The organism is Pseudomonas sp. CH235 (assembly GCF_004368175.1).
Taxonomy (GTDB): Bacteria; Pseudomonadota; Gammaproteobacteria; order Pseudomonadales; family Pseudomonadaceae; genus Aquipseudomonas; species Aquipseudomonas paraglycinae.
In genome coordinates this window covers 72,816-89,240 of sequence record NZ_RRZJ01000002.1, presented here as the reverse complement: position 1 = coordinate 89,240, position 16,425 = coordinate 72,816, and the positions used below count along the sequence as shown (strand labels likewise).

The 16,425-nt window shown below is 62.0% G+C and carries 15 protein-coding genes; 9 read left to right on the top strand and 6 right to left on the bottom strand.

Annotated features, from left to right (window positions below; genetic code table 11):
• Positions 1–17: 17 nt before the first annotated feature.
• From EIY71_RS02605 to EIY71_RS02575, 6 genes are all read left to right on the top strand, one after another.
• A complete protein-coding gene (locus EIY71_RS02605; protein WP_129973308.1) occupies positions 18–1,655 on the top strand; it encodes a 5-guanidino-2-oxopentanoate decarboxylase in 1,638 nt (545 codons plus the stop codon).
• The gene (locus EIY71_RS02600) at positions 1,655–3,103 is read left to right on the top strand and encodes an aldehyde dehydrogenase family protein (protein WP_178083779.1); all 1,449 of its coding nucleotides are present in this window, start codon (positions 1,655–1,657) and stop codon (positions 3,101–3,103) included. Before EIY71_RS02605 ends, EIY71_RS02600 begins: the two co-directional genes overlap by 1 nt.
• 217 nt (positions 3,104–3,320) lie before the next feature.
• Positions 3,321–4,424: an extracellular solute-binding protein gene (locus tag EIY71_RS02595; protein WP_064599076.1), complete on the top strand. Its 1,104-nt coding sequence runs from the start codon at positions 3,321–3,323 to the stop codon at positions 4,422–4,424.
• Positions 4,425–4,616: 192 nt separating this feature from the next.
• Positions 4,617–5,525, top strand: a complete 909-nt coding sequence (locus tag EIY71_RS02585; RefSeq protein ID WP_102718053.1) for an ABC transporter permease — start codon at positions 4,617–4,619, stop codon at positions 5,523–5,525.
• Complete coding sequence (locus EIY71_RS02580) at positions 5,522–6,370, top strand: ABC transporter permease (RefSeq protein WP_007960165.1); 849 nt, start codon at positions 5,522–5,524, stop codon at positions 6,368–6,370. Before EIY71_RS02585 ends, EIY71_RS02580 begins: the two co-directional genes overlap by 4 nt.
• A 16-nt stretch (positions 6,371–6,386) precedes the next feature.
• Complete coding sequence (locus EIY71_RS02575; protein ID WP_007960168.1) at positions 6,387–7,442, top strand: ABC transporter ATP-binding protein; 1,056 nt, start codon at positions 6,387–6,389, stop codon at positions 7,440–7,442.
• Here EIY71_RS02575 and EIY71_RS02570 read toward each other — a convergent pair whose 3' ends face one another.
• Complete coding sequence (locus EIY71_RS02570; protein ID WP_039765922.1) at positions 7,443–8,372, bottom strand: AraC family transcriptional regulator; 930 nt, start codon at positions 8,370–8,372, stop codon at positions 7,443–7,445.
• Positions 8,373–8,707: 335 nt separating this feature from the next.
• On the opposite strand from EIY71_RS02570, the gene EIY71_RS02565 reads away from it, so the two are divergent.
• On the top strand, positions 8,708–9,061 hold the full coding sequence (locus tag EIY71_RS02565; protein WP_102687225.1) for a putative quinol monooxygenase: 354 nt from the start codon (positions 8,708–8,710) through the stop codon (positions 9,059–9,061).
• Between the two features lie 43 nt (positions 9,062–9,104).
• Positions 9,105–9,347, top strand: coding sequence for a hypothetical protein (locus tag EIY71_RS02560; RefSeq protein ID WP_007960172.1), 243 nt, complete (start codon positions 9,105–9,107; stop codon positions 9,345–9,347).
• A 4-nt stretch (positions 9,348–9,351) separates the two neighbouring features.
• Here the strand turns inward: EIY71_RS02560 and EIY71_RS02555 are convergent, their stop codons facing one another.
• Positions 9,352–9,981: a flavin reductase family protein gene (locus EIY71_RS02555; RefSeq protein ID WP_085606680.1), complete on the bottom strand. Its 630-nt coding sequence runs from the start codon at positions 9,979–9,981 to the stop codon at positions 9,352–9,354.
• 128 nt (positions 9,982–10,109) lie between these two features.
• Positions 10,110–10,385: a hypothetical protein gene (locus tag EIY71_RS02550; protein WP_039765925.1), complete on the bottom strand. Its 276-nt coding sequence runs from the start codon at positions 10,383–10,385 to the stop codon at positions 10,110–10,112.
• Positions 10,386–10,733: 348 nt separating this feature from the next.
• Here EIY71_RS02550 and EIY71_RS02545 point away from each other — a divergent pair, with 348 nt between their 5' ends.
• A complete protein-coding gene (locus tag EIY71_RS02545) occupies positions 10,734–11,492 on the top strand; it encodes a hypothetical protein (RefSeq protein ID WP_085745240.1) in 759 nt (252 codons plus the stop codon).
• 62 nt (positions 11,493–11,554) lie between these two features.
• Here the strand turns inward: EIY71_RS02545 and EIY71_RS02540 are convergent, their stop codons facing one another.
• The 3 genes from EIY71_RS02540 to EIY71_RS02530 form a co-directional block, all read right to left on the bottom strand.
• A complete protein-coding gene (locus tag EIY71_RS02540; protein ID WP_011335686.1) occupies positions 11,555–12,874 on the bottom strand; it encodes an MFS transporter in 1,320 nt (439 codons plus the stop codon).
• A gap of 402 nt (positions 12,875–13,276) precedes the next feature.
• Complete coding sequence (locus EIY71_RS02535; protein ID WP_134020373.1) at positions 13,277–14,605, bottom strand: sigma-54 dependent transcriptional regulator; 1,329 nt, start codon at positions 14,603–14,605, stop codon at positions 13,277–13,279.
• A complete protein-coding gene (locus tag EIY71_RS02530) occupies positions 14,605–16,365 on the bottom strand; it encodes an ATP-binding protein (RefSeq protein ID WP_129973153.1) in 1,761 nt (586 codons plus the stop codon). Before EIY71_RS02530 ends, EIY71_RS02535 begins: the two co-directional genes overlap by 1 nt.
• Positions 16,366–16,425 lie beyond the last annotated feature (60 nt).

Genomic DNA, 16,425 nt, shown 5'->3' with positions numbered 1-16,425 from the left:
ACAAGAAGGGCAAAGACATGGCGACGTGTGGCGAAGTACTGGTCAAGTTACTCGAAGATTATGGGGTCGAGCAGGTGTTCGGCATTCCCGGGGTGCATACCGTGGAGCTGTATCGCGGGCTGGCCCGTTCGAGCATCAACCACGTCACCCCGCGCCACGAGCAGGGCGCCGGCTTCATGGCCGACGGTTATGCCCGCACCAGCGGCAAACCGGGTGTGTGCTTCATCATCACAGGTCCAGGCATGACCAACATCACCACCGCCATGGGCCAGGCGTACGCCGATTCGATCCCGATGCTGGTGATCTCCAGCGTGCAGTCGCGCAGCCAACTGGGCGGCGGTCGCGGCAAGCTGCATGAACTGCCGAACCAGAGCGCATTGGTCGGCGGCGTGGCGGCGTTCTCCCACACCCTGATGTCGGCGTCCGAATTGCCGGGCGTACTGGCCCGTGCGTTTGCGCTGTTCCAGGCCGGGCGTCCGCGTCCGGTGCACATCGAAATTCCGCTGGACGTGCTGGTCGAAGAAGCCGACGAACTGCTGACCAGCGTGCCGGTCAACATCGACCGCGCCGGTGCTGCGCCGGCCGCCGTGAGCCGCATGACTGAACTGCTGGCCGGCGCCCAGCGTCCGCTGATCCTCGCCGGCGGCGGCGCCATCGATGCGGCTGTCGAACTCACCGAACTGGCTGAGTTGCTCGACGCACCGGTGGCCCTGACCATCAACGCCAAAGGCATGCTGCCATCCAGCCATCCTCTGCTGATCGGATCGACCCAGAGCCTGGTGGCGACTCGCGCTCTGGTGGCCGAGGCCGACGTGGTGCTGGCGATCGGCACCGAACTGGCGGAAACCGACTACGACGTCACCTTCGCCGGTGGTTTCGAAATCCCCGGCAAGTTGCTGCGCGTCGATATCGATCCCGACCAGACCGTGCGCAATTACCCGCCTCACGTGGCGCTGGTGGCCGACTCGCGCAACGCTGCGCAAGCATTGCTGAGCGCGCTGTCGCACAAACCGCTGGCCGAGCGCCGCAACGATTGGGGTCAGGTACGCGCCGCGCGTCTGCGTGAAGACCTGGCCGCGACCTGGGATGCCCCGACGCTGGCCCAGACCCGTTTCCTCGAAACCGTGCTGCACGAATTGCCGAGCGCAGTGTTCGTCGGTGACTCCACGCAACCGGTGTACACCGGCAACCTGACGTTCAACCCGGAGCGCCCGCGCCGCTGGTTCAACTCGTCCACCGGTTACGGCACCCTCGGTTACGCCTTGCCGGCGGCGATCGGCGCGTGGCTCGGTGGCAACCTCGAACACGGCGCACGTCCGCCGGTGGTGTGCCTGATCGGCGACGGCGGTCTGCAATTCACCCTGCCGGAACTGGCCAGCGCCGTCGAAGCGCGCACCCCGGTAATCATCCTGCTGTGGAATAACCAGGGTTACGAAGAGATCAAGAAATACATGGTCAACCGCGCCATCGAGCCGGTGGGCGTGGATATCTATACCCCGGATTTCATCGGTGTGGCCAAGGCACTGGGTTGCGCAGCAGAAGCGATCAGCTCGGCCGAACACCTGCGCGGTGCACTGCGCGCCGCCACCGATCGTCAGGGCCCGACCCTGATCGAAATCGACCAGACCCAATGGATGAAGGCGGTGGCCCAATGATGAATTTCCCGACCACACTCGACGGCCTGTACATCAACGGCCAATGGTCCGCCGGCCGCGAACACCTGCGCGTGATCAACCCGGCCACCGAAGCGCTGCTGACCACGGTCAATGGCGGTGACGAAAGCGCCGTCAACCAAGCGGTAGCGGCGGCGACCGAAGCCTTCAAGGGCTGGTCGAAAACCACCGGTGCCGAGCGCGGCGCGATCCTGCGCAACATCGCAAATGGCGTGCGCAACGGTCGCGAACATCTGATGAAGTTGCAGTCGAGCAACAACGGCAAACCGCAGTTCGAAGCGGGTATTGATGTCGACGACGTGATCGCCACCTTCGAGTACTACGCCGAACTCGCCGAAGGCCTCGACGCCAGACTCGACAGCGACGTTCCGCTGCCCAGCGACGATTTCAGCGCACGTCTGCGCCGCGAGCCGTGCGGTGTTGTCGGGCTTATCGTGCCGTGGAATTTCCCGATGGTCACCACCGCATGGAAACTCGCGCCAGCTCTCGCCGCCGGTTGCTGCGTGGTGCTCAAACCGTCGGAAGTCACACCGCTGCCGGAGCTGGAACTGGCGACCATCATTGCCGAATCCGGTCTGCCAAAAGGCGTGTTCAACCTGGTGTGCGGCACCGGTCTGGCAGTCGGCGCGCCGCTGTCGGCGGACCCGCGCATCGCCAAGATTTCCTTCACCGGCAGTAACGCCGTGGGTGTGCAGGTGATGCAGCGCGCCGCTGAAACCGTGAAGGGCGTGAGCCTGGAACTGGGCGGCAAATCCTCGCTGCTGATTCTGGAAGATGCCGACCTTGATCTGGCGGTGGAACTGGCCTGCGGTGGCGGTTTCTTCAACGCCGGGCAGATGTGTTCGGCCACCAGCCGAGTGCTGGTGGCCGATGAAATTGCCGATGAATTCCTGATTCGTCTGAAGGCCCGCGCGGAAAAAATCCGGGTGGCCGATCCGTTCGATCCTGAAGTCGAGATGGGCGCACTGGTCAATCAGGCGCAGTACCAGCGTGTGCTCGGTCATATCGACCGTGGTCTGAGTGCCGGGGCCAAGCTGATCTGTGGTGGCAATCGTCCCGCCGATCTGCCGCGCGGATATTTCTTGCAGCCGACGATCTTCACCGAAGTGCCCCTCGACAGTGCGCTGTGGTGTGAAGAGATTTTCGGGCCGGTGATCTGCGTGCGCAGTTTCGCTTCGGAAGCGGAGGCGATTGCCCTGGCCAACGACAGTCAGTTCGGGCTGGTCGCCAGCGTCGTCACGCGCAATGCCGAGACCGCGGATCGGGTCGCCAACGCCTTGCAGGCGGGGCTGGTGTGGCTCAACGCGCCGCAGGTGATCTTCCCGCAGACGGCGTGGGGCGGCTACAAACAGAGCAGCATCGGCCGCGAATTGGGGCCATGGGGCCTGGCGGCATTTCAGGAAATAAAGCACGTGATCCGCGCGCTCTGAATGCCCGAAAAAGGTCAGCGCATGCCTCGCAACGAGGCATGCGCCGGCGTCATGGCTCCAATGAGTTTTTATCGATAGTCAGGTGTTTTGCACGACCTCAGGATGAACCCGCAGACCACGCTCAAGCCCTTTGAAACCGGGCGCTTGAGCAATTCCGGTCAGGCAGATGCAAGGGTTGCGATCAGTCTCATACTTACAAAAAAAATGGGAGTCCTAAATGGGCGAGCACGATCTGAACAGGCGTCAATTCATCAAAACCGTCGGCGTGGCCTCGGTGGCTGCGGCGGCCATGAGCATGCCCTTCATCCGGGCCAGTGCCAGCGACACCCGTTTTGCCGGCAAGACCCTGCGCCTGTTGACCTGGTCCGATGACACGGGCCTGGCTGCGCTGCGCAATATCGCTGCAACGTTCGAAGCCAAGACCGGCGCCAAAGTGATTGCCGACCGCACCGGCAGCACCTCGGAAATGGTCGCCAAACTCAAGGCCGGCGGTGACCGTCCGCAGTACGACATCATCACCCTGGCTGGCGTTGGTGCCGAAGGTCTGGCCGCTGCCGGACTGCTGGAAAAACCCGATCTCAACCGCATTCCCAATCTGGTGGACGTCCCGGAAAAATACCGCACCGGGGCCAACGGTCACGGCATCGGCTACCTGCTGTGGTGCAACAGTCTGGTCTACAGCACTCGCACCCAGACCACCGCGCCGGACAGTTACGCCGCACTGTGGGACGCCGATCTGGCACCGAACATTTTCCTGCCGCCGCCGAACTGGACCGAGGCGATGGACCTGATCATCATCGCCGCCAAACTGGCCGGTGGTGACGAGCACAACATCGAACCGGGCTTCAAGAAACTCGCGGAGCTGAAAGACCGCGTGGTGACCCTGGGCGAAAACCCCAACCAGATCGCCGAGCTGTTCCGCACCGGTTCCCTGGACATGGGCGGCCTGTATGCCCCGGCGTTTTTCCCCAAGCAGATCCGCGACCCGAACTATGGCCTCGGCGCCACGTTCGGCATGAAGGAAGGTTTCTACACCGACCTGATGCTTTCGGTGATGCCGAAGAACCGTCCGGGCGACACCGACCTGGCTTACGCCTTCATCGACCACTCTCTCGATCCGCTGGTGCAGGGCAAGATGGCCGAAGACATCTTCAACGGCCCGGTCAATGCCAAGGCGATCATCTCCGCCGAAGCGCGCAAGAGCCCGTTCATCCTCACGCCGGAGCAGATCGCGGAGAAGGCGATCATGCACGACAACGCCTTCCTGGCGACCGTGCATGACCAGTGGATTCGTCGCTACACGGAAATCTTTTCTTCCTGATCGAGTGATGGACGCAGGTTCTTCAAACACCGAAGTACCTGTGGGAGCGAGCTTGCTCGCGATTGCGGACTGACATTCACCGACAGTGTCGACTGACAGATTGCTATCGCGAGCAAGCTCGCTCCCACAGATTTCTCGGTGGATTTGAAGGCAGTGTCTGTCAGTTGTTTTTCCATTGACGAGATCATTGCTATGGAACATCAATCCCTGACCCAACCGGTCGGCGCGGGTGACGCGCGCCCGGCGCGCGGTGTTTCGCCGACCGCGCGGGCGTGGTTTTTCCTCACGCCGTCGATGCTGTTTCTCGGCGTGCTGATTGCCGCCAGCCTGCTGGTGCTGCGCATGAGTGTCGGTACCAAGGGTGCGGAGTGGTCCGGTTTCAGCCTGACCAGTTACGCCCAGTTGCTCGAACCCTACTACCTCAAATCGTTGCTGCTGACCTTGCGTCTGGCGCTGATCAGCGCGGTGATCGCCGTGGTGCTGGCGATCCCGGTGGCGTACACCATGTCGCGCCTGACTTCGCCATTCGTGCGACGGATTTTTCTGGCGGCGGTGCTGCTGCCGCTGCTGGTCAACCTGCTGCTGCAAAGCTATGGCTGGCTGGTGATCCTCGGCCCTGGCGGCATGCTCAACCAGACCCTGATGGGCCTCGGTCTGATCAAGCGTCCGATCATGTTGCTGTACAACCAGAACGGCGTGTTGATGGGCCTGGTGCAGACCGCGTTCCCGCTGGCTGTGCTGCCGATTGCCAGCGCCATGCGCGGTGTTGCTCGCAGCTATGAAGAAGCCGCCGCGACCCTCGGTGCCAGCCGCTTTCAAGTGTTCCGTCAGGTGGTGTTGCCGATGAGTCTGCCGGGGATCATCACCGGCGCGACCCTGGTGTTCGCCTACAACGCCAGCAGCTTCGTGGTGCCGCTTTTGCTCGGCGGTCGGCGCGTGCCGATGCTCGCGGTGATGGTGCATGACCAGATCGCCCCGCTGATGAACTGGCCCGCCGCATCCGCCGCCGGTGTGGTGCTGATCGTCACCACGCTCGCCATCATGACCTTGTCCGAATACATCACCGGCCGCCGTCGCCGTCTGCTGGAGGCTTCGCAATGAGTGCCCTGATCAAGAAGCGTCAGTCGCTGTTGCCGGGCGATACCGGCAAGTTCGCCGGCATTCTTTCCGGGATCATTTTGTTCCTGGCCGTGTTGCCGATCCTGACCATGATCGTGATGTCGTTCAGCGGCGCGTCGAACCTCGACTTCCCGCCGAGCAGCTACAGCCTGCAGTGGTACAAAGCGGCGTGGCACACCTTCGTTTCGCCCGATGCCAGCGATGTGCTGAGCCTCGGCCAGGCCATGGGCACCAGTTTGCTGGTGTCATGCCTGACGATGATTTTCGCCACGCTGATCGCGGTGCCGGCGGCCTACGCGCTGACCCGTTGCGAGTTCCGTGGCAAGGGTGTGGCGCTGCAGCTGATGTCGCTGCCGCTGGTGTTCCCGATGGTGGTGCTGGGGCTGGCGTTGCTGCTGGTGTTCGACAGCCTGCCGTTCCACATGACCACCTCGCGGCTGGTGATCGCCCACGTGATTCTGGCGCTGCCTTTCGTGGTGAAGAACTGCACGGCGGCCATGCTTTCCATCGGCAGCGAAGTCGAAGAGGCGGCGCAGATGCTCGGCGCTTCGCCGTTGCGGGCCATCGTCGATGTGGTGGTGCCGTTGATGAAATCGGGGATTCTGGCGGGGATGCTGCTGGCGTTCATCGTCTCGTTCAACGAATTCACCGTGACCTATTTCCTCTACACCATCGACGTCATGACCGTGCCGATCTGGATGTACAGCCGCACCGTGTCTTCGCTCGACCCAACCGTGTTCTCGTTTGCCGTGCTGATCGTGCTGATCGACTTCGTCCTGATCTGGGCGCTGGAGAAGCTGGTCGGTGAGGGCGGCGTTTCGTTCTGATTTCTTGAGGTGATTTATGTCTGGTCTGATTCTGGAAAACGTCGAGAAACACTACGGCTCGGCCTGCGCGGTAAAAGACGTCAACCTGCATTTGCCCGAGGGCAAACTGGTGTGCTTCCTCGGCCCGTCGGGCTGCGGCAAGACCACGTTGCTGCGCATGATCGCCGGGCTGGAAACCCTCACCGGCGGCGAGATCCGCCTGGACGGCGAGGACATCGGCCACACCCCGGCGCATCTGCGCAACTTCGGCATGGTGTTTCAGTCGCTGGCGCTGTTCCCGCACATGACCGTGGGCGAGAACATCGCCTATCCGCTGAAACTGCGCGGTGTGAGCAAGGCTGATCAACAGGCGCGGGTGGTGGAGTTGCTGGAGCTGATCCAGTTGCAACCGATGATTGATCGTCCGGTGGCGAAACTGTCCGGTGGCCAGCGTCAGCGAGTGGCGATTGCCCGGGCGATTGCCTCGCATCCGAAAATCCTTCTGCTCGACGAACCGCTGTCGGCGCTGGACGCCAAGTTGCGCGAGTCGATGCAGGTGGAAATCCGTCAGCTGCAACAACGCCTGAACATCACCACCATCATGGTGACCCACGATCAGCGTGAAGCCATGACCATGGCAGACATTGTGGTGGTCCTCGGTGAGCATCGGGTGCAGCAGGTGGGGACGCCGATTGAAATCTATCGGCACCCGGCCAACGAATTCGTCGCGGACTTTATCGGCTCGGGGAATATTTTCCCGGCCACCGCACTGGGCGATGGCAAGGTCGTGCTGCCGGGCGGCGATGCCCTGCAAGTGCCGATCTGCAGCAGCATCGTAGTCGGGCAGAAAGTGAAGATGCTGATTCGTCCCGAAGACCTGCAACTGTCGGCGCCCCAGGCCACGGCGGGCAATCGCCTGCTGGGCAAGGTGACGTTTGTGCGCGACATCGGCGCGACCATCGAGACTACGGTGGAGTGTTCCGGCGTGACGTTTACGGCGCTGAGTACGCCGTGTCAGGGCTTCGGTCTGGGGATCGGGCATCCGGTGTCGGTGACGTTGCCGAGTGAGGCGTGTCGGGTGCTCGGCGCCTGATCAGACACTCAATCGCAGGCGCGCCAGATCCCGCAACGGCGGCGCGCCAAACAACCGGCTGTACTCGCGACTGAACTGCGACGGACTTTCATACCCCACCCGATACCCCGCCGCCGACGCTTCCAGCCCTTCAGCCAGCATCAAACGCCGCGCCTCCTGCAGGCGCAGCTGCTTCTGATACTGCAACGGACTCATCGCCGTCATCGCCTTGAAACGGTGATGCAGGGTCGAGACGCTGAGGTTCACTTCCTTCGCCAGATCATCGATGCGCAGCGGCTGTTCGAAGTTGCCGTTGAGCCATTTGATCGCCTGGCTGATGCGGTGGCTCTGGCTGTTGGCGATGGCGATTTCGTACAGCCGATGGCCCTGCGGACTGCGCAGCAGGCGATAGAGAATCTCCCGGCGGATCAGCGGCGCGAGCATGGCGATGTCTTTCGGCGCGTCGAGCAGGCGGGCCAGACGCAGCACCGCATCGAGCATGGCGCTGTCGATCTTCTCCACATACAAACCGCGTCCGGTCGGACGGGTCGGCACGCCCATCGGGCCGGCATCGGCGATCAGCGCGGTGATTTCCGCAGGATCAATGTCCAGGCGCACGGCGAGGATCGGCTCTTCGGGCGAGACATTCACCACCCGACCACTCAACGGCATCGAGACCGATACCACCAGGTAATTAAGCGGGTCGTAATTGAAGAATTCGTCCGCCAGCCGTACCTCTTTGCGACCCTGGGCCATGATGCACAGCGCCGGTTGCGCGAGCACCGGGGCGAAGTCATGGGACTGGGTGTGGCGCGACATGAACAGCGAGCCGACGGCAGTGGCATAACTGCCATCTTCGGATGTGTTGCGGCGAATGATGGCCGCCAGTTCCGCGCGCTGCTTTTCCATGTCGGCATCGGGCGGCGCCTGAAAACGATCGAACGACGTCATGCACAGCCTCCTCGGCAAGGGATGGAATGGGAGCAGAGCATAAGTTTGTGCAAGCGCAAGCGGTAGACACATCCTGCGAAATGCTTGCCTGATCCTGCATGGGTTTGTTGACTCGTCCAGCCATAGCAGGACGCAGATCGTCAGAGTTGCCCGAAACCGGTGTGACAGGACGGTGACAGCAATTCACGACTTGTTACAGGTCTGCACGACAGTCTCGCAGGATTGTGCAACGCGACGGCAGGAATCGACTAACGGCGAGCCGTGCCCGGCCCTTAACCTTGGATCCTGTCGCAGCCCGTCCCCGGCTGCCACGCGACTCCCTGGGAGGGTTGAACATGTCCAAGCAGATTCCCGTCAGTCATATGGCCTTCGTTCGAGCGCGCGCCGGACGCTCGGCGGAACTCGGCATGCGCCTGAGCGCCCTGATCGAACCGTCCCGTGCCGCCCCCGGTTGCCTGAGCTTCGCCTTGCAGCATTCGCAATGTGATCCGGAGTTGTGGCTGGTCTCCGGTTTCTGGAACAACCAGCAATCGATGACCGCGTATTTCAGCAGCCCGTCGATGGAAATCTTTGCCGAGCTGGTGCAGGACCTGGTGGTCAACAGCCTGGATTTCCACACCTTCAAGGAAGTCTCGGCCGCACAGGCCGTAGGGCAATGCACTGCGCCGATACACAAACTCGCCGGTTGAATGTTTAATGTCGGGCTTATCCGATTGAGCCAGGACCTGCGATATGGCACGTAAAGAGTTCGAACACTTCGAAGCGGTTTCCGCTGTAGTCCCCGTCGAGTTGGGCGGCAACAAGGGTTATCACGCGGCAATCGCCGTCAAGGCCCTGGTCGACGGCGGCGCACCGCGCTTTCACAAACTGCTGAACGATCAGGTTTTCCCCGGCGCCATTGCGGCCGATGAAGCCGCGATCAACGAACTGGACAAGCTCAAGGGCGTCACCGACGACGCCGAGCTGATCTGGTAAGCGCTTACTTCGTTGCCCCCGGGCGCCACATCTTGAACAACGCCTCCGGCCCCAGCTGGAAATAGTCCGCCGGCCCGCCGCCCCGCAGTATTGGTTCGGCGGCGGCCGTGTCGTAGATCCCGTCCTTCAACAGCCACTTGGCGATATGCACGGCGACCACTTCGCCGAGCACCAGCCAGCTCGGCACGGTCTCGCCGTCGGCGCGTTGCAACTGAATGATCTGGGTGACCTTGCACTCGAAGGACACCGGGCTTTCGGCCACGCGCGGCACGGCAATCACCTTCGACGCCACCGGCGTCAGCCCCGCCAGTTCGAACTCGTTGACCTGCGGCCCGACCATCGCGCAGCTCTGGTTCATCTGCTCGGCCAGCGGTCGGGTGGCGAGGTTCCAGACGAATTCGCCGGTCTGCTCGATGTTGTTCAGGCTGTCTTTGCGACCGACGCTGGAGAACCCGATGATCGGCGGAATGTAGTTGAATGCGTTGAAAAAGCTGTAGGGCGCCAGGTTCAGCCGGCCCTCGGCATCCTGCGAAGAAATCCAGCCGATGGGACGCGGGCCGACGATGGCGTTGAACGGATCGTGGGGCAGGCCGTGGCCGTTGGCCGGTTCGTAGAAATGGATGTCATCGGGCATGGCGGGGTGTTCCTGAAGGCTTCTATAGGCGACCAATAGTGCAAGTCCGATCCGCGAAGATCAAATACCGACCTTTGGAAATGAACAAGCCCGGCAATGGCCGGGCTTTGGTGTCTGCATTCTGGCAATCAGCTGATGGCAGCGGCGGTACCGGTTTTATCAAAGCCGTCGGCGGCGATGGCGTTGGCAGTGCCGGTTTTATCGAAACCATCAGCAGCAACGGCTTTGCCAACGTTGGTTTTATCGAAACCATCGGCAGCGTAGGCGCCGGTGTGGCTGGTTTCGATGGCAGCGCTGGCGCCGGAAATGAAGTCGGCGGATTTGGTTTTGTCCGAACCGTCGGCGGCGAACGTGTTGGCGGCCAGTACGGACAGGGTCAGGGCGAGGATCAGTTTGGTTTTCATGGTCGTTCTCCAGATTCGAAATTCGTTGGCAATGTGTTTCGCATGGGGTTCATGCTACGCCAACTAAATTGATTAAAAAGCGCAAAATAATGCTAAAAATAATCGATTAAGTTGATATTAAGGGCGGCGCATTCAATTCGCTTTCGTCGTCGGAGCGAGCGTCGCGCAGTTAATCGATCAGGTAGGTGCAGGATGCGGCAGAGGCATTAACCGGTGATTAATCACCGTTTTTTGCGTGTGTGACAGATTTTTCATGGATTCCCGACCGGTTTTTCACCCGCGCAACGCCAGTCTGCCCACGGCCATAAAGCCAAAAACCGGCCGTCACACACTGGAGCGTTGCCCGCGATGAACAAACTGCCTCAAATCACCTTGGCCTTCTGGGTCATGAAAATCTGCGCGACGACCCTGGGGGAAACCGCGGGGGATTTGTTGTCGATGACCCTTAACGTCGGCTACGCCATCAGCTCGCTGATCCTGATCAGCGTGTTTGTCCTGACGCTGGTCGCGCAGTTGATGTCCAAGACTTACAAGCCGTTGCTGTACTGGATCGTGATCCTGTCGACCAGCACCGCCGGCACCACCATGTCCGACTTCATGGACCGCACGCTGGAACTGGGTTACGCCACCGGTTCCATGATCCTGATCGCGATCCTGCTGGCGATCTTCGCGGCTTGGCGCCTGAGCGGCGACTCGCTCAACGTCACCAAGGTGCAGAGCTTTCGCGGCGAGATGTTCTACTGGATGGCGATTCTGTTCTCCAACACCCTGGGCACCGCGCTCGGCGATTACCTGGCGGACGACTCCGGCCTGGGCTTTGCCGGTGGCGCGCTGTTGATCGGCTCGGCGATTGGTGTGGTCGTGCTGCTCAAGTACTTCACGAAGATTTCGTCGGTGGCGCTGTTCTGGGTGGCGTTCGTGCTGACCCGGCCGTTTGGCGCGACCTTGGGCGACTTGATGACCAAGTCCCATGAGAAGGGTGGGCTGGATTTCGGTACCATCGGTTCGTCGGCGGTGCTGGCGGGGATTCTGTTGGTGATGATCGTCGGGGCGTCGTATGCGCAGAAGCGCTATGGCAGCAAACAGGGGGTTGCCGAATTGTCCTGATCGGGAAATCGGACAGAAAAGAAACGCGCGAAGGTCTTGCACCTTCGCGCGTTTTTTCGCGATCAGTCAGTGACGATACGCGAGTGTTTCTGCGTGTCTTTCATGGTGATGTACACCAGCAGGGACACCGCGATGCACGCGGTCACGTACCAGTAGTAACCGGTTTCCATGCCGATGCTCTTGAACCACAGCGCGATGTATTCGGCGGTGCCGCCGAAGATCGACACGGTCAGTGCGTACGGCAGGCCGACGCCCAGGGCGCGGATTTCGGTCGGGAACAGCTCGGCCTTCACCACGGCGTTGATCGAGGTGTAGCCGCTGACGATGATCAGCGCCGCCATGATCAGGAAGAACGCGCCCCACCAGGTTTGGATGGTGTGCAGGGTCATCAGGATCGGCACGGTGAAGATCGTCCCGAGCACGCCGAAGGCGATCAGGATCGGACGACGACCGATTTTATCGGACAGGCCGCCGATGATCGGTTGCAGGCACATGAACAGGAACAGTGTCGCTGCGGAAATGGTGGTGGAGTCGGAGATGCTCATGCCGACGGTGTTCACCAGGTATTTCTGCATGTAGGTGGTGTAGGTGTAGAACGCCAGCGTACCGCCCATGGTCAGGCCGACCACGGTGAGCAGTTCCTTTGGATGACGAAGCAAGGTGCGCATGGCGCTTTCCTTGGACTTCTCTTTCTTGGTGAACGACTCGGTTTCTTCCATGCCGCGACGCAGGTACAGCGCCACGATTGCGCACAGCGCGCCGATGGCGAACGGAATACGCCAGCCCCACGCGTACAGCTCTTCGGTGGTCAGGAACTGTTGCAGCACGATCAGTACGCCCAGCGCGATGAGCTGGCCGGAAATCAGGGTCACGTACTGGAAGCTGGAGAAGAAGCCGCGACGATCCTTGGTCGCCATCTCCGACAGATAAGTCGCCGAGGTGCCGTATTCGCCACCGACCGACAGGCCTTGCAGCAGGCGGGCGAACACCAGCAGGATCGGCGCGCCGACACCGATGGTTTCATAACCCGGGCTCAGGGCGATGATCAGCGAGCCGAAGCACATCAGGTAAACCGAGGCCATCAGGGCCTTTTTGCGTCCGACCTTGTCGGCGTACAGGCCCATCAGCCAGCCACCGATCGGGCGCATCAGGAAGCCCACGGCGAAGATCGCGGCGGTGTTGAGCAGTTGGGCGGTGGTGTCGCCTTTGGGGAAGAAGGCTTTGGCGAAGTACAGCGAGAAGGCGGCATAGACGTACCAGTCGTACCACTCGACCATGTTGCCGACGGAACCGCTGAAGATCGACTTGATGCGACTGGCGGTGGTTCGTTCTTTGGCCGGCACGGCAGCCGACCCAAGAGGCAGGGCGTTGGAGTTATCCATTGAAGGATCCTTCGTTTAATTGTTTTTGTGGAGCGCGTTGAAACGCAGCCTGCGAGGGCTATAGCAGGAGCTGTGCCAACGGGGGGGAGGGCCGGTTTAGAGGGGGTGGGGAAATGGGTTGAGCGGGATTTTGCCGATGATCCGGAATGAATGAGCGGATTTCCGCTTATGGGGGCTTGAATCAAAAGCCCCCTCACCCTAGCCCTCCCGAAACGTCGGACCGCCCGGAGGGAGAGGGGACTGACGGAGTAGATTATTCGAGGTGCACCGACCTGAGATATCGAGTCGAACTCAGGTTTGAAAACCAGCGCAAATCGGCTCCCTTTCCCCCTCGCCCCCTTGGGGGAGAGGGCTGGGGTGAGGGGGATGGATTTCAGCCACGCGAAAAATATCCAGCCGAACTCAATCAACCAAAAACATTTCCCGACTCAACCCATGCCGCTGCATCTTTTCATTAAACGTACGACGCGGCAGTTGCAGTTCTTCAAGCACGGCTTTCACATCCCCCTTGTGCCGGGTCAAAGCAGCCCGCAAACACTGCGCCTCAAACGCTTCCTGCTGCGCCGCCAGCGACTGCCCCGGATCAATCCCCTGCACCGGTTCATCCAGCCCCAGCACCTGCCGCTCGGCGACGTTCGCCAGCTCCCGCACATTACCCGGCCAGTCATGACTCAGCAGATGACTCAACTGCGCGCCACTGAGCGGCGGGAACGTGCGGCCCAAGCGCTGGGCGGCGCTCTGGGCGAAGGATTCGAACAACAGCGGAATGTCCTCCCGACGATCCCGCAGCGGCGGCAGTCGCAGCTCGGCGACGTTCAGGCGATACGCCAGGTCTTCACGAAAACGCCCGGCCCGCGCTTCATCCAGCAAGTCGGGTTTGGTCGCCGCGACGATCCGCAAGTCCACCCGAATGCTCTGGTTCGACCCCAGCCGCTCCAGCTTCTGCTCTTGCAACACCCGCAGCAGTTTCACCTGCTGAGCCAAGGGCATGCTTTCGATTTCATCGAGAAACAGCGTGCCGCCATCGGCGTATTCCAGCTTGCCGATGCGCTTGCCGGAGGCCCCGGTGAACGCGCCGCTCTCATGCCCGAACAACTCGGCTTCGAACAACTGCTCGGGGATCGCCGCGCAGTTCAGCGCCACGAACGGCTTGTCGGCGCGCGGGCCGAAGTCGTGCAGGCAACGGGCAACCAGTTCCTTGCCGCTGCCGGTCTCGCCACGGATCAGCACGTTGACCGGCAGCGTTGCCAGGTCCAGCACCTGTCGGCGCAAGGTCTGCAAGCCGCGGGATACACCGAGCAACGTCGCATCCAGCCTGGCGCGGTTGTCGGCCTGTTCGTGCAGGGCGCGGTTTTCCAGCACCAAGCGACGCTTGTCCAGCGCCCGGCGCAGGCTGCCGAGCAGGGTCTCGGGGCTGAACGGTTTTTCCAGAAAATCGTAGGCGCCGTCGCGCATCGCTTCGACCGCCATCGGCACATCGCCGTGGCCGGTCAGCAGAATCACCGGCAGGTCGGGATCCCGGCGCTGCACTTCGGCCAGCAGTTCAAGACCGCTGAGCCCGGGCATGCGCACGTCGCTGACAATCACCCCGGCAAAATGCGCGGGCAGCGCCGCCAGGCATTCCTCGGCGCGGCTGAACAGCTGCACCTCGAACCCGGACAGGCTCAGCCACTGTTCGACGGCACTGCGAATACTGCTTTCGTCATCGACCACCATCACCGAGTTGAGCATCAGATGTGCGCCTCCAGATCGATCGGCAAGGTCAGGCTGAACACTGCGCCATTATCGCCATTCTCGGCGCACAGGCGCCCGCCGGATTCATGGACGATGGCAAAGGAAACCGCCAGCCCCAGACCCAGCCCGTCACCCACAGGTTTGGTGGTGAAGAACGGATCGAACACCTGACCCAGATGTTCTTCGGCGATGCCGCCACCGTTGTCGATGACGCTCAGGCACCACAGTTGTTCGTCGGCTTCCAGACGGATTTCCAGTCGCTTGCACGGTTTGCCCTGCATCGCATCGAGGGCGTTGCGCAGCAGGTTGATCAGCACTTGTTCGAGGCGGATCGCATCGCCGCGCACCCACGCCGGACGGGTCAGGTGCAGCACCAGACTGACCTGCTCATCGCGCAGGCGCGCATCGAGCAATTGCAGGGCCTGATCGACCACCGTCGCCAGATCCAGCCGTTCGCGCAAGCCGCTGGGGCTCTTGCGGGCGAAGGTTTTCAGGTGGCCGGTGAGGGCGGCCATGCGCGTGAGCATGTCATCCACCGGTTTGAGCGCCTTATAGGCGTCATCGACCCGGCCATGATCGAGCAGCAGACGCAGGGTCGCCAGTTGCATGCGCTGGGCGGTCAACGGCTGATTGATTTCGTGGGCCAGCGCGGCGGACATCTGCCCCAATGCCGCCAGTTTTGCCGACTGCACCAGACCGTCCTGGGCGGTGCGCAAATCCCGGGTGCGTTCCTCGACCAGTTGCTCAAGCTCTTCGCGGCTACGCTGGCGCATCTTCGCCAGGCGCCAGCGCTGATTGAGGAACAGCAGCAGGAACACCAGCGCCAGCCATACCCCGGCAGCGGCGAGCCCGGCATTGCGCTGATCCTCGAAAGATATTTGCGGGCGCCGCAGCAGATGCAGGGTCCAGCCTTCGGCGCTCAACGGCAGCGATTCCCACAGGTAATCCGCCGTGCCTTGCGGGCCTTCGACGCGGCGCAGATCACTGTTGTCATCGAAGCTGCGCAGCGCCAGATGCGTCAGCGGTACCAGCGACTGTTTGTCGTATTGGCGGGTGGCCTTGATCTCGCGGTAATCGGCCGGGCTCAGCGGGTGCAGCAGGCGATAGCGCCAGCCGGGCTGGTTGGCGATGAAGATGATCCCGCGCGCATCGCTGACCAGCAGGGTGTCATTGCCTTGGCTCCATTCGCGTTCGAGTTCGGGGAATTCGAGCTTGACCACCATCGCCCCGAGGAACTCGCCGTTGTCGCCGAGCACCGCGCTGGACAGGAAGTAACCGGGAATCCCGCTGGTCACGCCAACCGCGTAGAAACGCCCGGTGCCCTGGGTGCGGGTCTGACTGAAATAGGGGCGAAAGCCGTAGTTGTGACCGACGTAACTGCTGGGCAGACGCCAGTTGCTGGCTGCCACCGCAAGGCCTGTGTGGTCGAGCAGTTCCAGCGTCGAGGACTGCGCCGCGCCGTTGATCTTTTCCAGTTTCAGGTTGAGCGCCGCTTGCTGTTCGGCGTCGACCGGGCCGGCCAGCGCCGCACGCAATTGCGGGTCCAGCGCCAGCACGGCGGGCAGGGCGCGATAGCGGTCGATCAGGGTATGCAGCGAGTTGGCGTACAGCGCCAGCTGTTGATTGGCCCGCGCGGCGTCTTCTTCCAGCGCCTGGCGCTCGGCGTGGCGGATCGCAAGCGTTGCAGCAAGGGCGGCACCGGCGATGATCAGCAGTGTATACAACGACAGACGCAGGGTACGGGAAGTCGGCAGCATGCTGGGGCAAACGGATGGCAGGACGGGCGGGCACGATAGCATGTCGCCGGGTGCTGGCAT

What these genes read in the sequence shown, in the direction of transcription:
- EIY71_RS02605 (WP_129973308.1), top strand. Translation starts at nt 18, where the DNA reads ATGGCGACGTGTGGCGAAGTACTGGTCAAGTTACTCGAAGATTATGGG.
- EIY71_RS02600 (WP_178083779.1), top strand. Translation starts at nt 1,655, where the DNA reads ATGAATTTCCCGACCACACTCGACGGCCTGTACATCAACGGCCAATGG.
- EIY71_RS02595 (WP_064599076.1), top strand. Translation starts at nt 3,321, where the DNA reads ATGGGCGAGCACGATCTGAACAGGCGTCAATTCATCAAAACCGTCGGC.
- EIY71_RS02585 (WP_102718053.1), top strand. Translation starts at nt 4,617, where the DNA reads ATGGAACATCAATCCCTGACCCAACCGGTCGGCGCGGGTGACGCGCGC.
- EIY71_RS02580 (WP_007960165.1), top strand. Translation starts at nt 5,522, where the DNA reads ATGAGTGCCCTGATCAAGAAGCGTCAGTCGCTGTTGCCGGGCGATACC.
- EIY71_RS02575 (WP_007960168.1), top strand. Translation starts at nt 6,387, where the DNA reads ATGTCTGGTCTGATTCTGGAAAACGTCGAGAAACACTACGGCTCGGCC.
- EIY71_RS02570 (WP_039765922.1), bottom strand. Translation starts at nt 8,372, where the DNA reads ATGACGTCGTTCGATCGTTTTCAGGCGCCGCCCGATGCCGACATGGAA.
- EIY71_RS02565 (WP_102687225.1), top strand. Translation starts at nt 8,708, where the DNA reads ATGTCCAAGCAGATTCCCGTCAGTCATATGGCCTTCGTTCGAGCGCGC.
- EIY71_RS02560 (WP_007960172.1), top strand. Translation starts at nt 9,105, where the DNA reads ATGGCACGTAAAGAGTTCGAACACTTCGAAGCGGTTTCCGCTGTAGTC.
- EIY71_RS02555 (WP_085606680.1), bottom strand. Translation starts at nt 9,981, where the DNA reads ATGCCCGATGACATCCATTTCTACGAACCGGCCAACGGCCACGGCCTG.
- EIY71_RS02550 (WP_039765925.1), bottom strand. Translation starts at nt 10,385, where the DNA reads ATGAAAACCAAACTGATCCTCGCCCTGACCCTGTCCGTACTGGCCGCC.
- EIY71_RS02545 (WP_085745240.1), top strand. Translation starts at nt 10,734, where the DNA reads ATGAACAAACTGCCTCAAATCACCTTGGCCTTCTGGGTCATGAAAATC.
- EIY71_RS02540 (WP_011335686.1), bottom strand. Translation starts at nt 12,874, where the DNA reads ATGGATAACTCCAACGCCCTGCCTCTTGGGTCGGCTGCCGTGCCGGCC.
- EIY71_RS02535 (WP_134020373.1), bottom strand. Translation starts at nt 14,605, where the DNA reads ATGCTCAACTCGGTGATGGTGGTCGATGACGAAAGCAGTATTCGCAGT.
- EIY71_RS02530 (WP_129973153.1), bottom strand. Translation starts at nt 16,365, where the DNA reads ATGCTGCCGACTTCCCGTACCCTGCGTCTGTCGTTGTATACACTGCTG.